The 14,856-nt window shown below is 59.4% G+C and carries 13 protein-coding genes; 6 read left to right on the top strand and 7 right to left on the bottom strand.

Features of this window, described 5'->3' with window-relative positions; translation table 11 throughout:
* Window positions 1-135 precede the first annotated feature (135 nt).
* Window positions 136-2,832, top strand: coding sequence for a DNA gyrase subunit A (gene gyrA / locus ABLN87_RS01975; protein WP_353008366.1), 2,697 nt, complete (start codon window positions 136-138; stop codon window positions 2,830-2,832).
* A gap of 131 nt (window positions 2,833-2,963) precedes the next feature.
* Window positions 2,964-3,626: a PAQR family membrane homeostasis protein TrhA gene (gene trhA, locus ABLN87_RS01970; RefSeq protein ID WP_353007016.1), complete on the top strand. Its 663-nt coding sequence runs from the start codon at window positions 2,964-2,966 to the stop codon at window positions 3,624-3,626.
* Here trhA and ABLN87_RS01965 read toward each other — a convergent pair.
* The 4 genes from ABLN87_RS01965 to ABLN87_RS01950 form a co-directional block, all read right to left on the bottom strand.
* Window positions 3,623-4,879 carry a DsbA family protein gene (locus ABLN87_RS01965; RefSeq protein WP_353007014.1) on the bottom strand — a complete coding sequence of 419 codons (1,257 nt, stop codon included), beginning with the start codon at window positions 4,877-4,879 and terminating at the stop codon, window positions 3,623-3,625. The two genes, trhA and ABLN87_RS01965, sit on opposite strands and share 4 nt — an antisense overlap.
* 88 nt (window positions 4,880-4,967) lie before the next feature.
* Window positions 4,968-6,437 carry a carboxypeptidase M32 gene (locus ABLN87_RS01960; RefSeq protein WP_353007012.1) on the bottom strand — a complete coding sequence of 490 codons (1,470 nt, stop codon included), beginning with the start codon at window positions 6,435-6,437 and terminating at the stop codon, window positions 4,968-4,970.
* A 4-nt stretch (window positions 6,438-6,441) separates the two neighbouring features.
* Window positions 6,442-7,587: a heme A synthase gene (gene ctaA, locus ABLN87_RS01955; protein ID WP_353007009.1), complete on the bottom strand. Its 1,146-nt coding sequence runs from the start codon at window positions 7,585-7,587 to the stop codon at window positions 6,442-6,444.
* A 62-nt stretch (window positions 7,588-7,649) separates the two neighbouring features.
* Window positions 7,650-8,393, bottom strand: a complete 744-nt coding sequence (locus ABLN87_RS01950; RefSeq protein WP_170373836.1) for an RNA methyltransferase — start codon at window positions 8,391-8,393, stop codon at window positions 7,650-7,652.
* Between the two features lie 163 nt (window positions 8,394-8,556).
* Between ABLN87_RS01950 and ABLN87_RS01945 the strand changes: the two genes are divergently transcribed.
* Window positions 8,557-9,180: a thiamine phosphate synthase gene (locus ABLN87_RS01945; protein ID WP_353007006.1), complete on the top strand. Its 624-nt coding sequence runs from the start codon at window positions 8,557-8,559 to the stop codon at window positions 9,178-9,180.
* Here the strand turns inward: ABLN87_RS01945 and ABLN87_RS01940 are convergent.
* Window positions 9,173-10,288, bottom strand: coding sequence for a hypothetical protein (locus tag ABLN87_RS01940; RefSeq protein WP_353007004.1), 1,116 nt, complete (start codon window positions 10,286-10,288; stop codon window positions 9,173-9,175). The two genes, ABLN87_RS01945 and ABLN87_RS01940, sit on opposite strands and share 8 nt — an antisense overlap.
* A gap of 152 nt (window positions 10,289-10,440) precedes the next feature.
* Between ABLN87_RS01940 and ABLN87_RS01935 the strand changes: the two genes are divergently transcribed.
* The 3 genes from ABLN87_RS01935 to ABLN87_RS01925 all read left to right on the top strand — a co-directional run bounded on the left by ABLN87_RS01935 (window position 10,441) and on the right by ABLN87_RS01925 (window position 12,984).
* On the top strand, window positions 10,441-11,334 hold the full coding sequence (locus tag ABLN87_RS01935) for a PfkB family carbohydrate kinase (protein WP_353007002.1): 894 nt from the start codon (window positions 10,441-10,443) through the stop codon (window positions 11,332-11,334).
* Complete coding sequence (locus ABLN87_RS01930) at window positions 11,331-12,242, top strand: pseudouridine-5'-phosphate glycosidase (protein ID WP_353006999.1); 912 nt, start codon at window positions 11,331-11,333, stop codon at window positions 12,240-12,242. The genes ABLN87_RS01935 and ABLN87_RS01930 overlap by 4 nt, the downstream gene beginning before the upstream one ends.
* Before the next feature lie 64 nt (window positions 12,243-12,306).
* On the top strand, window positions 12,307-12,984 hold the full coding sequence (locus ABLN87_RS01925) for a DUF502 domain-containing protein (protein ID WP_353006996.1): 678 nt from the start codon (window positions 12,307-12,309) through the stop codon (window positions 12,982-12,984).
* On the opposite strand, the gene ABLN87_RS01920 is transcribed toward ABLN87_RS01925, so the two are convergent.
* Window positions 12,985-14,013, bottom strand: coding sequence for a patatin-like phospholipase family protein (locus ABLN87_RS01920; RefSeq protein ID WP_353006993.1), 1,029 nt, complete (start codon window positions 14,011-14,013; stop codon window positions 12,985-12,987).
* 60 nt (window positions 14,014-14,073) lie between these two features.
* Window positions 14,074-14,847 (bottom strand): 3-hydroxybutyrate dehydrogenase, encoded by a 774-nt coding sequence (locus tag ABLN87_RS01915; protein ID WP_353006990.1) that lies wholly within the window; start codon window positions 14,845-14,847, stop codon window positions 14,074-14,076.
* Window positions 14,848-14,856: the final 9 nt, after the last annotated feature.

Genomic DNA, 14,856 nt, shown 5'->3' with positions numbered 1-14,856 from the left:
CATCGCTACACTTGCTGAACGTGAAGGGCATTGCGCACAACATCCTGCACCTGATATAAACCAATAGACAAAATGTAGTCAAAATAAATAAGACAGGCAGCCTACGTGAGCGATACGCCAGAAATCCCTGAAAACATGGACGAAACCCCGCCCGAGCGCCCTGTCTATGACGGCCCGACGGTCTCCATCGAATCCGAGATGCGCACGTCCTATCTGGACTATGCGATGTCGGTCATTGTGTCCCGCGCGATCCCCGATCTGCGCGACGGGTTGAAACCGGTGCATCGGCGCATCCTCTATGCGATGCATGAGACCGGAAATACCCACGACAAAGCGTACCGCAAATCGGCCCGTCCGGTGGGTGATGTGATGGGTAAGTACCACCCGCATGGAGACTCGGCGATCTATGACGCTCTGGTGCGGATGGCGCAGGATTTCTCGATGTCACTGCCGTTATTGGACGGTCAAGGTAACTTTGGCTCGATGGACGGCGATAACCCGGCGGCGATGCGTTACACCGAAGTGCGGATGGACAAACCCGCCGCGTCCCTGCTGGCTGATATCGAAAAAGAGACGGTCGATTTTCAGGACAACTATGACGGCAAGGACCGGGAACCAACGGTTCTGCCCGCGCGTTTCCCGAATATGCTGGTCAATGGCGCTGGCGGCATTGCCGTGGGTATGGCAACCAACATCCCACCGCACAACTTGGGCGAAGTGGTCGACGCCACTTTGGCGCTGATCGACGATCCCGATCTGACATCCGAACAGCTGATCGAATACGTCCCGGGCCCCGATTTCCCGACCGGCGGCGTGATGTTGGGCCGGTCCGGCGCGCGCAAGGCCTATCTGGAAGGTCGCGGCAGCGTCATCATCCGCGCCAAGACGCGTACGGAAGAAATCCGCAAGGATCGATACGCCATTATCGTGGATGAGATCCCCTATCAGGTGAACAAAGCCTCGATGATCGAAAAAATCGCCGAAGCGGTGCGTGAGAAACGCATCGAAGGCGTATCGCATGTGCAGGATGAATCCGACCGCAACGGCGTGCGCGTTGTTGTTGAACTGAAGCGTGACGCGACGCCCGAGGTTGTGCTGAACCAGCTCTATCGCTTCTCGCCGATGCAGACGTCCTTTGGCTGCAACATGCTAGCCTTGAATGGCGGTCGGCCCGAGCAGTTGACCCTGAGACGCTTCCTGACCTCGTTCATCGACTTCCGAGAGGATGTTGTAGCGCGCCGCACCGCCTATGACCTGCGCAAAGCGCGCGAGCGCAGCCATATTCTGTGTGGTCTGGCCGTTGCGGTCTCAAACGTGGACGAAGTGGTTGCCACGATCCGGTCCTCAGCCGACGCCGCCGAGGCGCGCGAGAAACTGATGACCCGCCGTTGGCCCGCATCCGAGATCGAAGGCTATCTGCGCCTGATCGACGATCCGCTGTCCAAAATGAATGACGATGGCACCTATAACCTGACCGAGATTCAGGCCCGCGCGATCCTCGAGTTGCGCCTGCAGCGCCTGACCCAGCTGGGCGTCAAAGAGGTCACGGACGAGTTGGAGGAACTGGCCGCCAAGATCAAGGAATACCTGGATATTCTGTCCTCGCGCGAACGGATCATGTCGATCATCGGCGACGAGCTGCGCAGCGTTCGCGAGCAATTCGCTGTGCCGCGCCGCACCGAGATCGTCGACTGGTCCGGTGACATGGAAGATGAGGACCTGATTGAACGCGAGGATATGGTCGTGACGGTCACCTCGGGCGGCTACATTAAGCGCACGCCGCTGGCCGATTTCCGGGCGCAGAAGCGTGGTGGCAAAGGCCTGTCGGGTATGCAGACCAAGGAAGAGGATGTAGTCACCAACCTCTTCGTGGCGAACACCCATACACAGCTGTTGTTCTTCACCACCGACGGGATGGTCTACAAGCTCAAGACCTGGCGCCTGCCGCAATCCAGCCGGACCGGCAAGGGCAAAGCGATCGTCAACATCCTGCCAATCCCAACCGGGGTTTCCATTGCGGCGATCATGCCTGTGGATGTCCCGGATGAAGAATGGGAAAACCTGCAGATCGTCTTCGCCACCAGCGCCGGTGACGTGCGCCGCAATGCGCTAAGCGATTTCACCAATGTCAAACGCAACGGCAAGATCGCCATGGACCTGCCCGAAGGCGTGGAACTAGTGAATGCGCGCATCTGTTCCGAAGATGACGACGTCATGCTGGTCACAAATTCGGGCCGTGCGATCCGGTTCCAGACCACCGATGTGCGCGTCTTCAAGGGCCGTAAATCGACCGGTGTGCGCGGCATTAAGCTATCCAATGGCGACCGGGTTGTTTCAATGTCGGTGATCCGTCACTTCGAGGCCACGTCGGACGAGCGCGCCGCGTATCTCAAAATGCGACGCCTGATGGCCGGGGTGACGGATGAGACCGAAAGCGATGAAGACGAAGGTAATGCCGACAGTGTCCTGCCCCAGGAACGTTATGCCGAGATGTCGGCCGCTGAAAACCTGATCCTGACCATTACTACTGGCGGCGCGGGCAAGCTGAGCTCCAGCCACGACTACCCGGTGCGTGGACGTGGCGGCATGGGTGTCGCCGCGATGGACAAGGCCATGCGGGGCGGTGAACTTGTTGCCTCCTTCCCTGTTGAGATCGACGATCAGATCATGCTGGCCACCTCGAAGGGCCAATCAATCCGGGTGCCGGTTGATGGTATTTCCTTCCGCTCCCGAAGCGCAGGTGGTGTGCGGGTGTTCAACACCGGCAAAGGTGAAGAGGTTGTTTCCGTGGCCTGGATCGCCGATCAGGGGGATGAAGAGGCCGAGGAATAGCCCTCACATTCCACAACAAAACTGAAACAAAACGTCCGCAATGCGGGCGTTTTGTCGTTTCGGATCACGTTATTGGCATCGAAACGGCCCGTTAACTTGCCCGAAACTCTGCTGCTGCTTAACTTTTTCCCATGTGGTCCTTCGCACATATCCGCCCCGCCTATAGCCGAGCCGAGCGCTTGAGTGACGGGGTGGTTCATGTTCTGGGCATATGCGCCGCGGCCATCGGCGTGCCTCTATTGATCACCATGACCGTGCTTTATCGGTATGATCCGGCGGCGGTTGTTGGCGTTTCGATCTATGGCGTTACGCTTATCCTGATGCTCAGCTTGTCCGCCTTGTACAACATGATCGAAAGCGATGATTGGACCGAGCTTCTGCGCCGCCTTGATCATTCGGGGATTTATGTAAAAATTGCAGGCACCTATACGCCGTTCCTATTGCTATCTGGTACGCAGGCGACCGGGCTTTTGCTGGGCTTGTGGTCTTCGGCCACTTTGGGGTCGGTTCTCAAGATGCTCGACCCAAACCGCTTCCGCTGGTTCGGCCTAGCCCTGTATCTGATGATGGGTTGGGCCGCTGTTTGGGCCGGGCAATCCATGCTGGCAGAGCTTTCGCCCACCGTTCTGGTGCTGATGATCGCCGGAGGGTTGGTGTATACCGCTGGCGTGGTGTTCTACCTGTCCGACTGGATGGCCTATCACAACACGATCTGGCATGTCTTTGTGCTGGTGGGCAGTGTCTTGTTCTTCGCCGCCGTTGCCGCGCGGATCCAGTTGATGCCTGCCGTCTAGCGCGTGCGGTTTGCCGTCAACAGATCCTCGACCGCCCAAAGCCGATCCTGCCCCCACAGGCTTTGCCCATCGACGCAAAAGCTGGGAACGCCCCACAGGCCAACCTCTTGCAGGCGGTGTTGATTTGCCTCCACCCGACCGCGCCAATCCTGCGCGTTTAGCAAGGGCCGCGCGACGCTCCATTCCAGACCTGCGCTGGTCACGATCCGCTCCATCCCTTTGTCGGTCGCAGCATCCACGCCTTGCGACCAGACGGACCGCATGAAGGCCGTGCAATATGGTGCCAATTTGCCTTGATCGTCGGCATAGTCGAACAGCGCATAGCCGCGTTCGACCCCGGCCCCCAACGGATCGCAAATCCGGCCAAACGGGATGCCCAGGCGCCGCGCCTCGCGCGTGCAATCCCTTAGAATGTAACGCGATTTGGCTTTGGGAACCGGCAATCCACGCATAAGCATAGGCAGCACCGGCTTAAGTACCAGCCGGGCGTTGTGCCGCTTGCCAAGATTAACGGCTCGATCGAAGGCCAGATAGGAATAGGGACTGCGGAACGAGAAAAAGAACTCCAGCTCTTGTGCATCACCTGCAAGAGGCTGATCCGTGGGATCAGAAACCGGAACGATCAAAGGGTCCCCGCCCAACCCTGCCCGCTGCAACCGCTGTTCCAGATAATAGAGACGGTCGATCCCCCAATACCATTCGCCGCCATAGAAGAATGTGCCACCCAGATAATGCCCCTTTGACGCCAAGGCTCGATCCCCTGCAGCCATCGCGTGGGTCGGGTCCGCGCCCGGTTCGTCCGGCAGCGCGCGACCGGTCCAGAGGGCCGCAGAAACGTCGCTCAATCGATCAGTCCAATCCGGGGTGTCAATCGCGGCTGCGAACAGACGATTGGCCTTCTGTATCCTTTCGATGGAGGGCTTCACAGGCGCGTTCAACCCATGTTTCAACGCCAATCGGGTCGCATCAACCATAGCGTTTTTCTGATAAGATTCGGGTTCGGGCACAGCTTCGGATGGTGGGCCCGAGATGAGGTGCGGACACAACATAACCCCATACTTTGCCTGAAATGCGGGCAGGATTTGCGCGGTCAGCGTACAATAAGGATCAGCGCCATCATGGAAGTAATGCACCACATGATCTGCACCACACAGGCGGCGGCGCAGATCATGCACCCGCCTGCGAGCGTTCAGCAATTGATCACTTGTGATGGCCGCTGCCAGATAGGATTTCAGATTTGTTTTCAGGGACAAGCGGCTCTCCGTCGGGTATGGTGCCGCCTACTCTACCGATCCAGACATCAAACGCCACGTTGCCGCACGACAACGTGACGACAACCTGTCAAAGACCGTAGAGCGCCCCGAATTTCTGCTCCAGATAGTCCAACAACGGACCCGGCCCAGGTTCGATCCCGCTGGCTTGCCGAATGATGTCGCGCGGCGCATAGAGACCGCCGTGGCGCTGAACCGTTTCGCGCAGCCATCCGGTTGCCTGCGATGTGTCACCTTCGGCCAGCTGGGCCTCCAGTTCCGGCACCGCCTTCTGAAGGGCTTGATAGAGGCACCCGGCATAGACATTGCCCAAGGAATAGGTCGGGAAATAACCAAACAAACCCACTGACCAATGCACATCCTGCAAACACCCGTTCGAAGGCTTGTCGACCGCATAGCCGAAATCAGCCTTGAACCGGTCATTCCACGCGGCCTCAAGATCGCTGACTTGCAGATCACCCGCCATCAGAGCACGCTCCAGATCAAAGCGCAGCATGATGTGCAGGTTGTACTGCACCTCATCCGCCTCGGTGCGGATGTAGCCGTTGTGGACGCGGTTGACGGTGGCATAGAACGCGTCTGCATCGGCGATGCCAAAGTCACCAAACGCATCTTTCATCTGGCCAAACAACCATCCGGCGAAGGCACGTGACCGGCCCAACTGGTTCTCATAAATCCGGCTTTGGCTTTCGTGCACACCCATCGACACGCCCTGACCCAGCGGTGTCAGCAGATAGTCGCGGTCAATTCCTTGTTCATAGGCCGCGTGGCCGACCTCGTGAATGGTCGAATAGAGGCAATTGAACGGGTCGGCTTCGCTGGTGCGGGTGGTGATCCGCACATCCAGCCCGCTGCCCGAGCTGAACGGATGTACCGCCTTGTCCACACGGCCATTGTTCAGGTCATACCCAAAGGCAACCGCCAGCTTTTCGGTAAGCTGCATTTGAATGCGCTCATCGAAGTGACCGGTCAATTCCGCGGGCTGTGGGCGTGCAAGCACCGCAGCGCGCAGAGCCACCAGACGCGGGCGCATTTCATCAAAGATCGCGGCGATCTGAGCACCTGTGGTATAGGGCTCATAATCCTCGACCATGGCATCATAGACATCACCGCCCTGCGCCAGCGCTTCACCTTCTTGCCGCTTTAGCCCAACCACCTCTTCCAGCACGGGAAGGAAGGCCGAGACATCTTCGTCCGCCCGCGCCTGCGCCCATTTGCCCTGGGCTGCAGAGGTCACGCGGGCAATTGCAGTTGCCAGATCGGCCGGTACTTTGACCGTCCGTTCATAAGCTCGGCGAATTTCGCGCAGCTGTGCCTTGCCTGCCTCATCCTGAGGGGCGGCCTGATCCAGCCAATCCGCCACACGCGGGTCAGACCGGCGGGCATGCAGCACAGCCTCGATCGCGGCCATCTCCTCGGCCCGTTGAGCGGCAGCGCCACGTGGCATCATCGTTTCCTGATCCCAGCCCAACCGCCCTGCGATCTGAGCTAAGGCCGAGGTTTCACGCTGAAAGGCCATCAGGTCATTGAATGCGGTCATGGTATCAAACTCCGCGCACTGAAGTTGCAATTGGGTAGGCCGCCAGGAAGCGCGCGCGCAGGATCAGGGTCCAGACGACAACGGCCATAAACTGGTGGAAAATGGCAATCTGCCAGGGTGCTGCGTAAAGGACCGTGACGATGCCGACCACCACCTGCAGCGACAGGGCCGCAAAGGCTGCATTGAAAGCAAAACGGGTCTGCGGATGGGCGCTGGTCTGCCCGCGACGCCAGACGATGATGGCGAAGATGAACAGCAGATATCCCGCACAACGGTGGATGAACTGCACCAGACCGGGGCTTTCGAAGAAGTTGCGCCACATCGGTTCCAGCATGGTCGCATCTGGCGGCAAAAGCTGCCCACCGATCAGGGGCCAGTCGGTGTAGGACCGTCCGGCGTCGATCCCGGCGACCAGCGCACCGATGAGAATCTGCAAAAAAGCGAAATGCAGCAAGCCGGTCGAGAGCGAGAACAGTTTCGCTTCTTTCGCGCGGCGGGCCTGCATCAGGTCGCGCTCATCCCGGCCCAATTCAAAGATATACCACGCGAGGAACCCAAGGATCACGAAGGCTAAGCCGAGATGTGTCGCAAGGCGATAGCTTGCAACGGCCGTCATCCCCTCGCCCTGCGTCACGCCCGAGGCGACCATCCACCAGCCGACCGCACCCTGAACGCCGCCCAAGGCGCCGGGGATTAGCAGCTTCATGGTCCAACCCGTGGGGATTTTGCGAGCAGCAAGGAAGCCAAAAAAGCCAATCGCCCAGACCAGACCGATCACGCGGCCCAATTGGCGGTGGCCCCATTCCCACCAGTAGATGAATTTGAAATCAGTCAGCTCCATCCACTGGTTCTGAATGCGCCACTGGTCGATTTCCTTGTACTTGTCGAATTCGGATTGCCAGTCAGCCTCGGTCATCGGCGGAATGGCCCCGGTGATCGGACGCCATTCGGTGATCGACAGCCCGCTATCCGTCAGACGGGTCAGGCCGCCCACGGCGATCATCACAACAACCAGAGCGAACAAGATCATCAGCCACGCCCGGATCGCCTTGCGTGCCCCGCCTCTGCCCTTGTCGATCATACCGGGTTGAACGGCTTGTTGTTTTTCGCTGTCTGAGACGTCTTCGAAGATGCTGCGCTTGGCGCTCATGCTGTCCTCATAAGTCCTGGATTTTGTCGCAAGCTAGGGCCAGTGAGGTGTAAGGTCCAGCCTTACCCTTTGTCTTTCCAACGGACCATCTGACGCATGACACCGTGCAACATCTGCACATCCGCCCGTGTCATCCGCATCCGCGACCACAGGTTGCGCAGATTGGTCTTCATGCCTTCAGCCTTTTCGGGCGGATAGAAAAAGCCTGCCTCCTCCAGCCGATCCTCGTAGTGTTCAACCAGCTTCTCGACCTCGATCCCCGTGGCCCAGTCGCCCTTGCCCAGATCGGTGGCCTCATGCACCACATCACCGGTCTGGCGCATCCACTCATAGGCGGTCAGCAAGACGCATTGGCCCAGGTTCAGCGAGGCATATTCTGGATTTACGGGAACCGAGATGATCGCGTTGGCTTTGGCGATGTCTTCATTTTCCAGCCCAGCGCGCTCGGGCCCAAACAAAACGGCGACCTTTTCGCCTGCCGCCACCTTCTCCGCCGCGATCTGCATGGCGCGTTCCGGGCTGTAGACCGGCTTGGTTAGCCCGCGTTGCCGCGCCGTCGTCGCAAAGACAAATGTGGTGTCAGACAGCGACCCCGCCAGATCATCAAACAACTGCGCCTCATCCAGCAGTCGCCCCGCCCCACTGGACATTGCCACCGCCTTCGGGTTCGGCCACCCGTCGCGCGGCGCGACGATCCGCATCCGGTCCAACCCGAAATTCCACATCGCCCGCGCGGCGGCACCGATGTTTTCCCCCATCTGCGGGCGCACAAGCACGAAAGAAGGCTGAGAGGTATCGCTGGGCATGGCTGTCTCCAAAAACTTCCGCACGCTCTAATCCGCCAGCCTTAGTAGGGCAACCCGATCCGCTTCATCCATTCGTAAATACCCGCTCGGCGGTCATATAAGTTTGCTTCCCTGCCGCAATCCGCTAAACCGCGCCAGGACCTGAATACCGAAGGACGCGCACATGGACACCCCAGAGCAGCCGCAGATTTACCTGATCACGCCCCCGACCATCACGCTCAGCGCCTTTCCGGACCAATTGGCGCGGGTGCTCGACGGGTCCGAGATTGCGTGCATTCGCCTCGCTCTGGCCGGGAGTGATGAGGATACCATTGCGCGCGCCGCTGATGCCTGCCGCGAGGTAGCCCATGCGCGCGATGTGGCGATTGTGATGTCTAACCATGTTCTGTTGGCGCAGCGGCTTGGGCTGGATGGCGTGCATCTGGATGACGGGGCACGGTCGGTGCGCGCCGCGCGCAAGGAACTAGGTGTCGATGCCATCGTTGGCAGTTTCTGCGGGGCCTCCAGCCATGACGGCATGACCGCAGGTGAGGCAGGCGTCGACTATGTCGCCTTCGGCCCAGTGGGCACCTCTTCCCTAGGTGACGGTACGTTGGCAGAAAACGACCTGTTTCAATGGTGGTCTGAAATGATCGAAGTTCCGGTGGTGGCCGAGGGCGGCCTGACCCCCGACCTGATCCGCAGCCTGTCCCCCTGCACAGATTTCTTTGGCATCGGCAATGAAATCTGGTCTGCCGAGGACCCGGTGGCGGCGCTGAACGCTCTGCTAGAGAGTATGGTTAGCTAAGCAAGAAAGGCTCGATCATCCAATATACGCCCAGACCGGCAACCAGGATCGAGCCCAACACCGAGATGCGACCGCGCAGACGATGGGATCCGCCCGCGATTACTGTGACAACACCCAACACGGCAGCAGCAGCCGCTGACAGGACCGCCAGATAGCCAATCGCATACCCCAAAAGCGCCGGCGGCAGGTGATCCGGCGGCGCACCGATCGCACCAAGCGATTGGCTTAGGGCATTGCCCAACAGCAGGCCAATGGCAAACACCGCCAACAGGCGAAACACATGAATACCGCGCAGGATCAGATTCCAAAGCGCCAGCACCACAACTGCTGCCGTCAACGACATCGTCGTAACAACGGACGACAGCACCAATGCTCCGTAAGCTGACAACGCCAGCCCAAAAACCGCGCCTAGGGACAAAAAGACCAATTGTAGGACCAGTGACCTTGGGATCAGCGACAGAAAGACCAAAGCTAGGGCCAACGCAAATACACGCATACCGTCCGTTACGATCTGCTCCGCCCCTTTGACCAGAAACACCTGTATCGTTTGTTGTCCGCTCAGCGCCGCGCCACCTTGCAGCGGGATCAGCGGGCTGGTCTCTCCGGCCATCAGGTAGCCGGTATAGGGTGCCTCGACACGCTGCTGTTTGATCACAACGGGGCCGTGACCGGAAGGCCAGGTCAGCCGCAGCGCCGATGCCCCCTCGGGCAAGGGTGCCGTCAGCAAAAGCTTTGAGAGACGGGGCTTGTCCGGATCCCCTACCACCGGGATGCGCACGCCTTCATAGGAAAGGCGAACCGGGCCATCGATCTCAACCTGCAAGGAGGCCGCCCAGCCATCAACAAAGCCGCGCACCTCGGCCTCCAACTCGGATGAGACCAGCCGGCGCAGTTCGCGGTAACGCGCACTGCCCGCAACATCCGGTTGCGTGTCGGGGTCGAGCCCGGCCAGAAACATCTCGGCATTCAGGCTGATCTCGATCAGCAGGCTATCTGCTTTGGTCCAGAATTCGACAATGCTCGGCGGATGCGTTTGCGCCTTAAGCGGCGCAGCAAACAAGGTCAAAACGACCGGCAATATCAGGATAAGGCGGACCAACCCGCTCATGCGTGACACTCTGCGAATAAAATCAAATCAGAAACCATATGCGGCAAGTTTCCCGCCGAACGCGTCGGATCGCAAGCCCGAACAGTTGAGCGCGTGGCTTTATCTGCGAGCACCCTCTTGCACGCCCCCCGGTGCTGCGGCATGACAGCAGCATGACTCAGAACAGCGAAATCCTGTGTATCGGTTCTGTCCTGTGGGACGTGATCGGGCGATCCGCCAGCGCCATGCGACAAGGATCGGACGTGCCAGGCCGGATCACGCGTTTGCCCGGTGGCGTTGCGATGAACATCGCCATGACGCTGGTGCGCTTTGGCATGACCCCGACCCTGCTGACCGCGATTGGCCGCGACCCCGAAGGTGACGAATTGGCAAACGCCTGCGCACGGCTGGGTATGGTGACCGAACATATCTACCGCTCGCAAGACCTGCCCACTGACCGCTACATGGCGGTCGAAGGGGCGAATGGTTTAATTGCTGCCATCGCCGATGCACATTCGCTTGAGGCGGCCGGGGCCAAAATCCTGCGCCCGTTGATGAACGGTCCCTTGGGGTACGAAAACGCCCCCTTTGAAGGCCCGATTGCGCTGGATGGAAACCTGACACTGAACCTGCTGGAAGAAATCGCGCAGAGCCCGGCCTTTGCCAAGGCAGACCTGCGAGTCGCGCCTGCTTCGCCTGGCAAGGCCGAACGCCTGCTACCTTTCCTGAAACACGCCCGTGCGACGCTATACGTGAATCTGGAAGAGGCTGGGTTGCTCTGCCAACGCGAGTTCACCGATTCCGAATCCGCCGCCAAAGGCCTGCTGGATCGCGGTGCGCTGCGGGTCCTAGTCACCGATGGCGGCAGTTCCGCGACTGTGGGATCAGCAACAGGCGTTCTGACCCAGACACCCCCATCCGTTCTGGTGACCCGCGTTACCGGCGCGGGCGACACTTTCATGGCGGCCCATATCGCCTCAGAATCAAACGGTGCAGATGAGCAGTCGGCCCTGACCCGTGCTCTGAACGCGGCCGCAACCTACGTATCTGGAGAAACTCCCCTGTGATCAACATCCACTATTCCACCGAGGTCCGCGCCGCCAAGGACGCAGGTCAACCCATCGTGGCGCTGGAAAGCACCATCATCACCCATGGTATGCCCTACCCCCAGAACGTCGAGGTCGCAGCCCAGGTTGAACAAGACATCCGCGATGCAGGCGCCGTGCCGGCCACCATGGCGGTGTTAGATGGCGTGCTGCATGTGGGGCTTGAACCCGATCGCTTGCAGTCTTTGGGCCAAGCGCAAGGCGTCGCCAAGCTTTCGCGCGCGGATATGGCAGCGTGTCTTGCGACCGGTGGTACCGGTGCCACCACCGTCGCCGCGACGATGATCGCAGCGCAGTATGCGGGGATCGAGGTCTTTGCGACCGGCGGTATTGGCGGTGTGCACCAGGGGGCTGAAACCTCATTCGATATCTCTGCTGATCTGCACGAGCTTGGCCAAACCCCGGTCACGGTTGTGGCTGCTGGGGCCAAAGCCATCCTTGATCTGGCCAAAACACTTGAAGTGCTGGAGACGTTGGGTGTGCCCGTCATCGCCCATGGCCAGGACCAGTTCCCGGCCTTCTGGTCGGCCAAATCCCCCTATGCTGCGCCCCTGCGGATGGACAGCGCCGAAGCCATCGCCAAGGCCCATGCCACCCGCCGCGCTCTGGGTCTGCCCGGCGGTCAGTTGGTCGCCAATCCGATCCCCGCCGCCGATCAAATCCCAGCCGAGGAACTGGCCCCGATCATCGCCGAGGCGCAGGCCGACGCGGATACGCACCGCATCACCGGAAAGGCCGTCACACCCTATCTGCTGCAGCGGATTTTCGAAAAGACCCAAGGCCGGTCGCTGACCGCAAATATCGCATTGGTCCGCAACAACGCGCGACTGGCTGCGAATATTGCTAAAGCACTGGCAAACAGCACGTAATTCTGCCCTATTGCACCGGCCCGCCGGACTGCTTAACTAGTCCGGCAAGCCACTCGGATCTGCAATGAATACACCGTTTGACGAAAAGCCCCATCGCCGCCCCGGTCTGTTCGCGCGCCTGCGTGCGTCATTCCTAACGGGAATCGTGGTGATCGCGCCGGTCTGGCTAACCGTCTGGCTGATCTGGTCCGTCGTTGGCTGGATCGACAGCGCGGTGCTGCCTTTGGTGCCACATCAATTCCAGCCTGAGCAATATGTGGGTATCAACCTGCGCGGCGTTGGCGTCATTATCTTCCTGATCTTCACTATTCTGGTCGGCTGGATCGCTAAAGGCATCCTTGGCCGCTCGTTGATTTCGTTCGCCGAAGGTCTGGTAAACCGCATGCCCATCGTGCGGTCGATCTATTCCGGGATCAAACAAATCTCGGAAACCGTGTTTGCCCAGACCGAGCGGTCCTTTGAAAAAGCCTGTCTTGTTCAATACCCACGTCGCGGCATCTGGGCCATAGGGTTCGTGTCGACCACAGCCAAGGGCGAAGTCAATGTCAGGGCCGAAACCGGCGGCGACCTGCTGAGCGTATTCATCCCGACCACACCCAACCCGACCTCAGGCTTCTTGCTGTTCTTCCCAGAAGAAGACGTCATCTTGCTGGATATGAGCATCGAAGATGCGGCTAAACTGGTGATTTCGGCCGGGCTGGTCTATCCGAACGAAAAAGACCCGACCCAGCCGCCCGAGTGATCAGCCGAACATCGCAGGTAGATCGACGGTACTGTTCTGCCCAAGATCATCCTTGTGCCGCGACAGGAACCCATCCGCGGCATCCCGCCCCGCCTGTTTCAGCTTATGCAGGATCACCGGATTAGGCACCGTCTTGGTGGCAACAGACAGGCTGTTCATCAAATCGTTATCCGCGATCATATGCACCAACACACGGCTCATCTCACCCGCTTTCAGTTTGCCTTCTTTCAACAGGCGCTGCACAAAACTGATCGCCCGCAATTCACGAAACAACGATGAGTTAAAGCTGATCTCGTTGATGCGGTTCTGAATCTGCTGCGGCGTGATGGGCAATTCATCCCGTTCCAGCGGGTTGATATTCACAATCACCACATCATCCGGCAGGTCATCACTGAACAAAGGATACAAGGCCGGGTTACCCGTATACCCGCCATCCCAATAGGCTTCGATCCGTTCGGTCTCTGGGTCATAAATCTCAACCGCCTTGAACAAGGTCGGTAAACAGGCCGAGGCCAGAATAGCATCCGTTGATATCTCGCCGCCCGTGAACACACGGATCTTGCCGCTGCGCACGCAGGTCGCACAGACAAACAGGCGTGGCCCCTGATCGGCGCATACTTCTTCAAAGTTGAACCGGTCAACAACGGGCTCAAGCGGGTTGGAATAGAACGGCCCATAGGCATAAGGCGACACCATCCGCGACCAGGCCTCGCCCACCGAATAGGGCAGCGAATACTCCATGGCCTGCGCAATGCTCGACGGCTCCAACCGGTGAAACCAGTTGGTCAGGCGCATGTCACCCACAGCGCCCATCTGTTTCCACAACTCATCCAATCGCGCCCGCGCGCCGTCGCGGCCAGCATGCACCATCCCAGATTTGAACGCCGCCCCGTTCAACGCCCCGGCCGAGGTTCCGGTGATCGCCGCAACCTCGATATCCTCTTCATCCAGAATTCGGTCAAGAACGCCCCAGGTGAAGGCCCCATGCGCCCCACCACCCTGCAATGCCAGATTGATCTGTTTCACCATCGCGCGCCTTCTTCTGTTTAAAAGTACCTCGGGGGTATGGGGGCAGAGCCCCCATGAAAACTACAAAGCCGTCCAGCCCCCATCCACCGAGATCGTCGTACCTGTGATCTGCGCCGCCGCGTCGGAACAGAGGAACTGCACTGTGCCACCCAGTTGCTCGACGGTCGCAAACTCTTTGGATGGCTGCCGCTCCAACATGACATTCTTGATCACGTCCTCGCGGCTCATGTTGTATTCCTTCATCGTGTCGGGGATTTGCGCCTCAACCAGCGGCGTCAACACATAGCCCGGACAAACCGCATTACAGGTGATCGGCTCCTGCGCTGTCTCCAGAGCAACCGATTTGGTCATCCCGACAACGCCGTGCTTGGCCGCGACATAGGCCGTCTTGTAGGGTGATGCGGTCAGACCATGGGCCGACGCGATATTCACGACCCGTCCCCATCCCGCAGCACGCATCAACGGCAGGGCTGCCGCCGTCGTGTGAAAGGCCGAGTTCATGTTGATCGCGATAATCGCATCCCATTTCTCGACCGGGAACTGATCAATGGGCGAGACGTGCTGAATGCCCGCGTTATTCACCAGGATATCGCAAGCCCCGGCCGTCGCGATCAGAGCGCGGCATTCATCGCCCTTGGACATGTCGGCCTTGATGTAACGTGTTTTGGTTCCCGTTTCTTTTGCGATCTCGGCAGCGAGCGCATGATCCTCATCCCGATCCGTGAATGAGTTTAGGACCACATCTGCCCCGGCCTTGGCCAGTTCGCGTGCAATGCCCAAACCGATCCCCGAATTCGATCCTGTGATGATCGCTGTTTTTCCCGACAGGCTCATAACCATTCT

The organism is Ruegeria sp. SCP10, from assembly GCF_040329495.1.
Taxonomy (GTDB): domain Bacteria; phylum Pseudomonadota; class Alphaproteobacteria; order Rhodobacterales; family Rhodobacteraceae; genus Ruegeria.
This window is presented reverse-complemented; position numbering and strand designations above follow the sequence as displayed.

What these genes read in the sequence shown, in the direction of transcription:
- trhA (WP_353007016.1), top strand. Translation starts at nt 2,964, where the DNA reads ATGTGGTCCTTCGCACATATCCGCCCCGCCTATAGCCGAGCCGAGCGC.
- ctaA (WP_353007009.1), bottom strand. Translation starts at nt 7,587, where the DNA reads ATGAGCGCCAAGCGCAGCATCTTCGAAGACGTCTCAGACAGCGAAAAA.
- ABLN87_RS01940 (WP_353007004.1), bottom strand. Translation starts at nt 10,288, where the DNA reads ATGAGCGGGTTGGTCCGCCTTATCCTGATATTGCCGGTCGTTTTGACC.
- ABLN87_RS01915 (WP_353006990.1), bottom strand. Translation starts at nt 14,847, where the DNA reads ATGAGCCTGTCGGGAAAAACAGCGATCATCACAGGATCGAATTCGGGG.
- ABLN87_RS01960 (WP_353007012.1), bottom strand. Translation starts at nt 6,437, where the DNA reads ATGACCGCATTCAATGACCTGATGGCCTTTCAGCGTGAAACCTCGGCC.
- ABLN87_RS01945 (WP_353007006.1), top strand. Translation starts at nt 8,557, where the DNA reads ATGGACACCCCAGAGCAGCCGCAGATTTACCTGATCACGCCCCCGACC.
- ABLN87_RS01935 (WP_353007002.1), top strand. Translation starts at nt 10,441, where the DNA reads ATGACTCAGAACAGCGAAATCCTGTGTATCGGTTCTGTCCTGTGGGAC.
- ABLN87_RS01920 (WP_353006993.1), bottom strand. Translation starts at nt 14,013, where the DNA reads ATGGTGAAACAGATCAATCTGGCATTGCAGGGTGGTGGGGCGCATGGG.
- gyrA (WP_353008366.1), top strand. Translation starts at nt 136, where the DNA reads ATGGACGAAACCCCGCCCGAGCGCCCTGTCTATGACGGCCCGACGGTC.
- ABLN87_RS01925 (WP_353006996.1), top strand. Translation starts at nt 12,307, where the DNA reads ATGAATACACCGTTTGACGAAAAGCCCCATCGCCGCCCCGGTCTGTTC.
- ABLN87_RS01950 (WP_170373836.1), bottom strand. Translation starts at nt 8,393, where the DNA reads ATGCCCAGCGATACCTCTCAGCCTTCTTTCGTGCTTGTGCGCCCGCAG.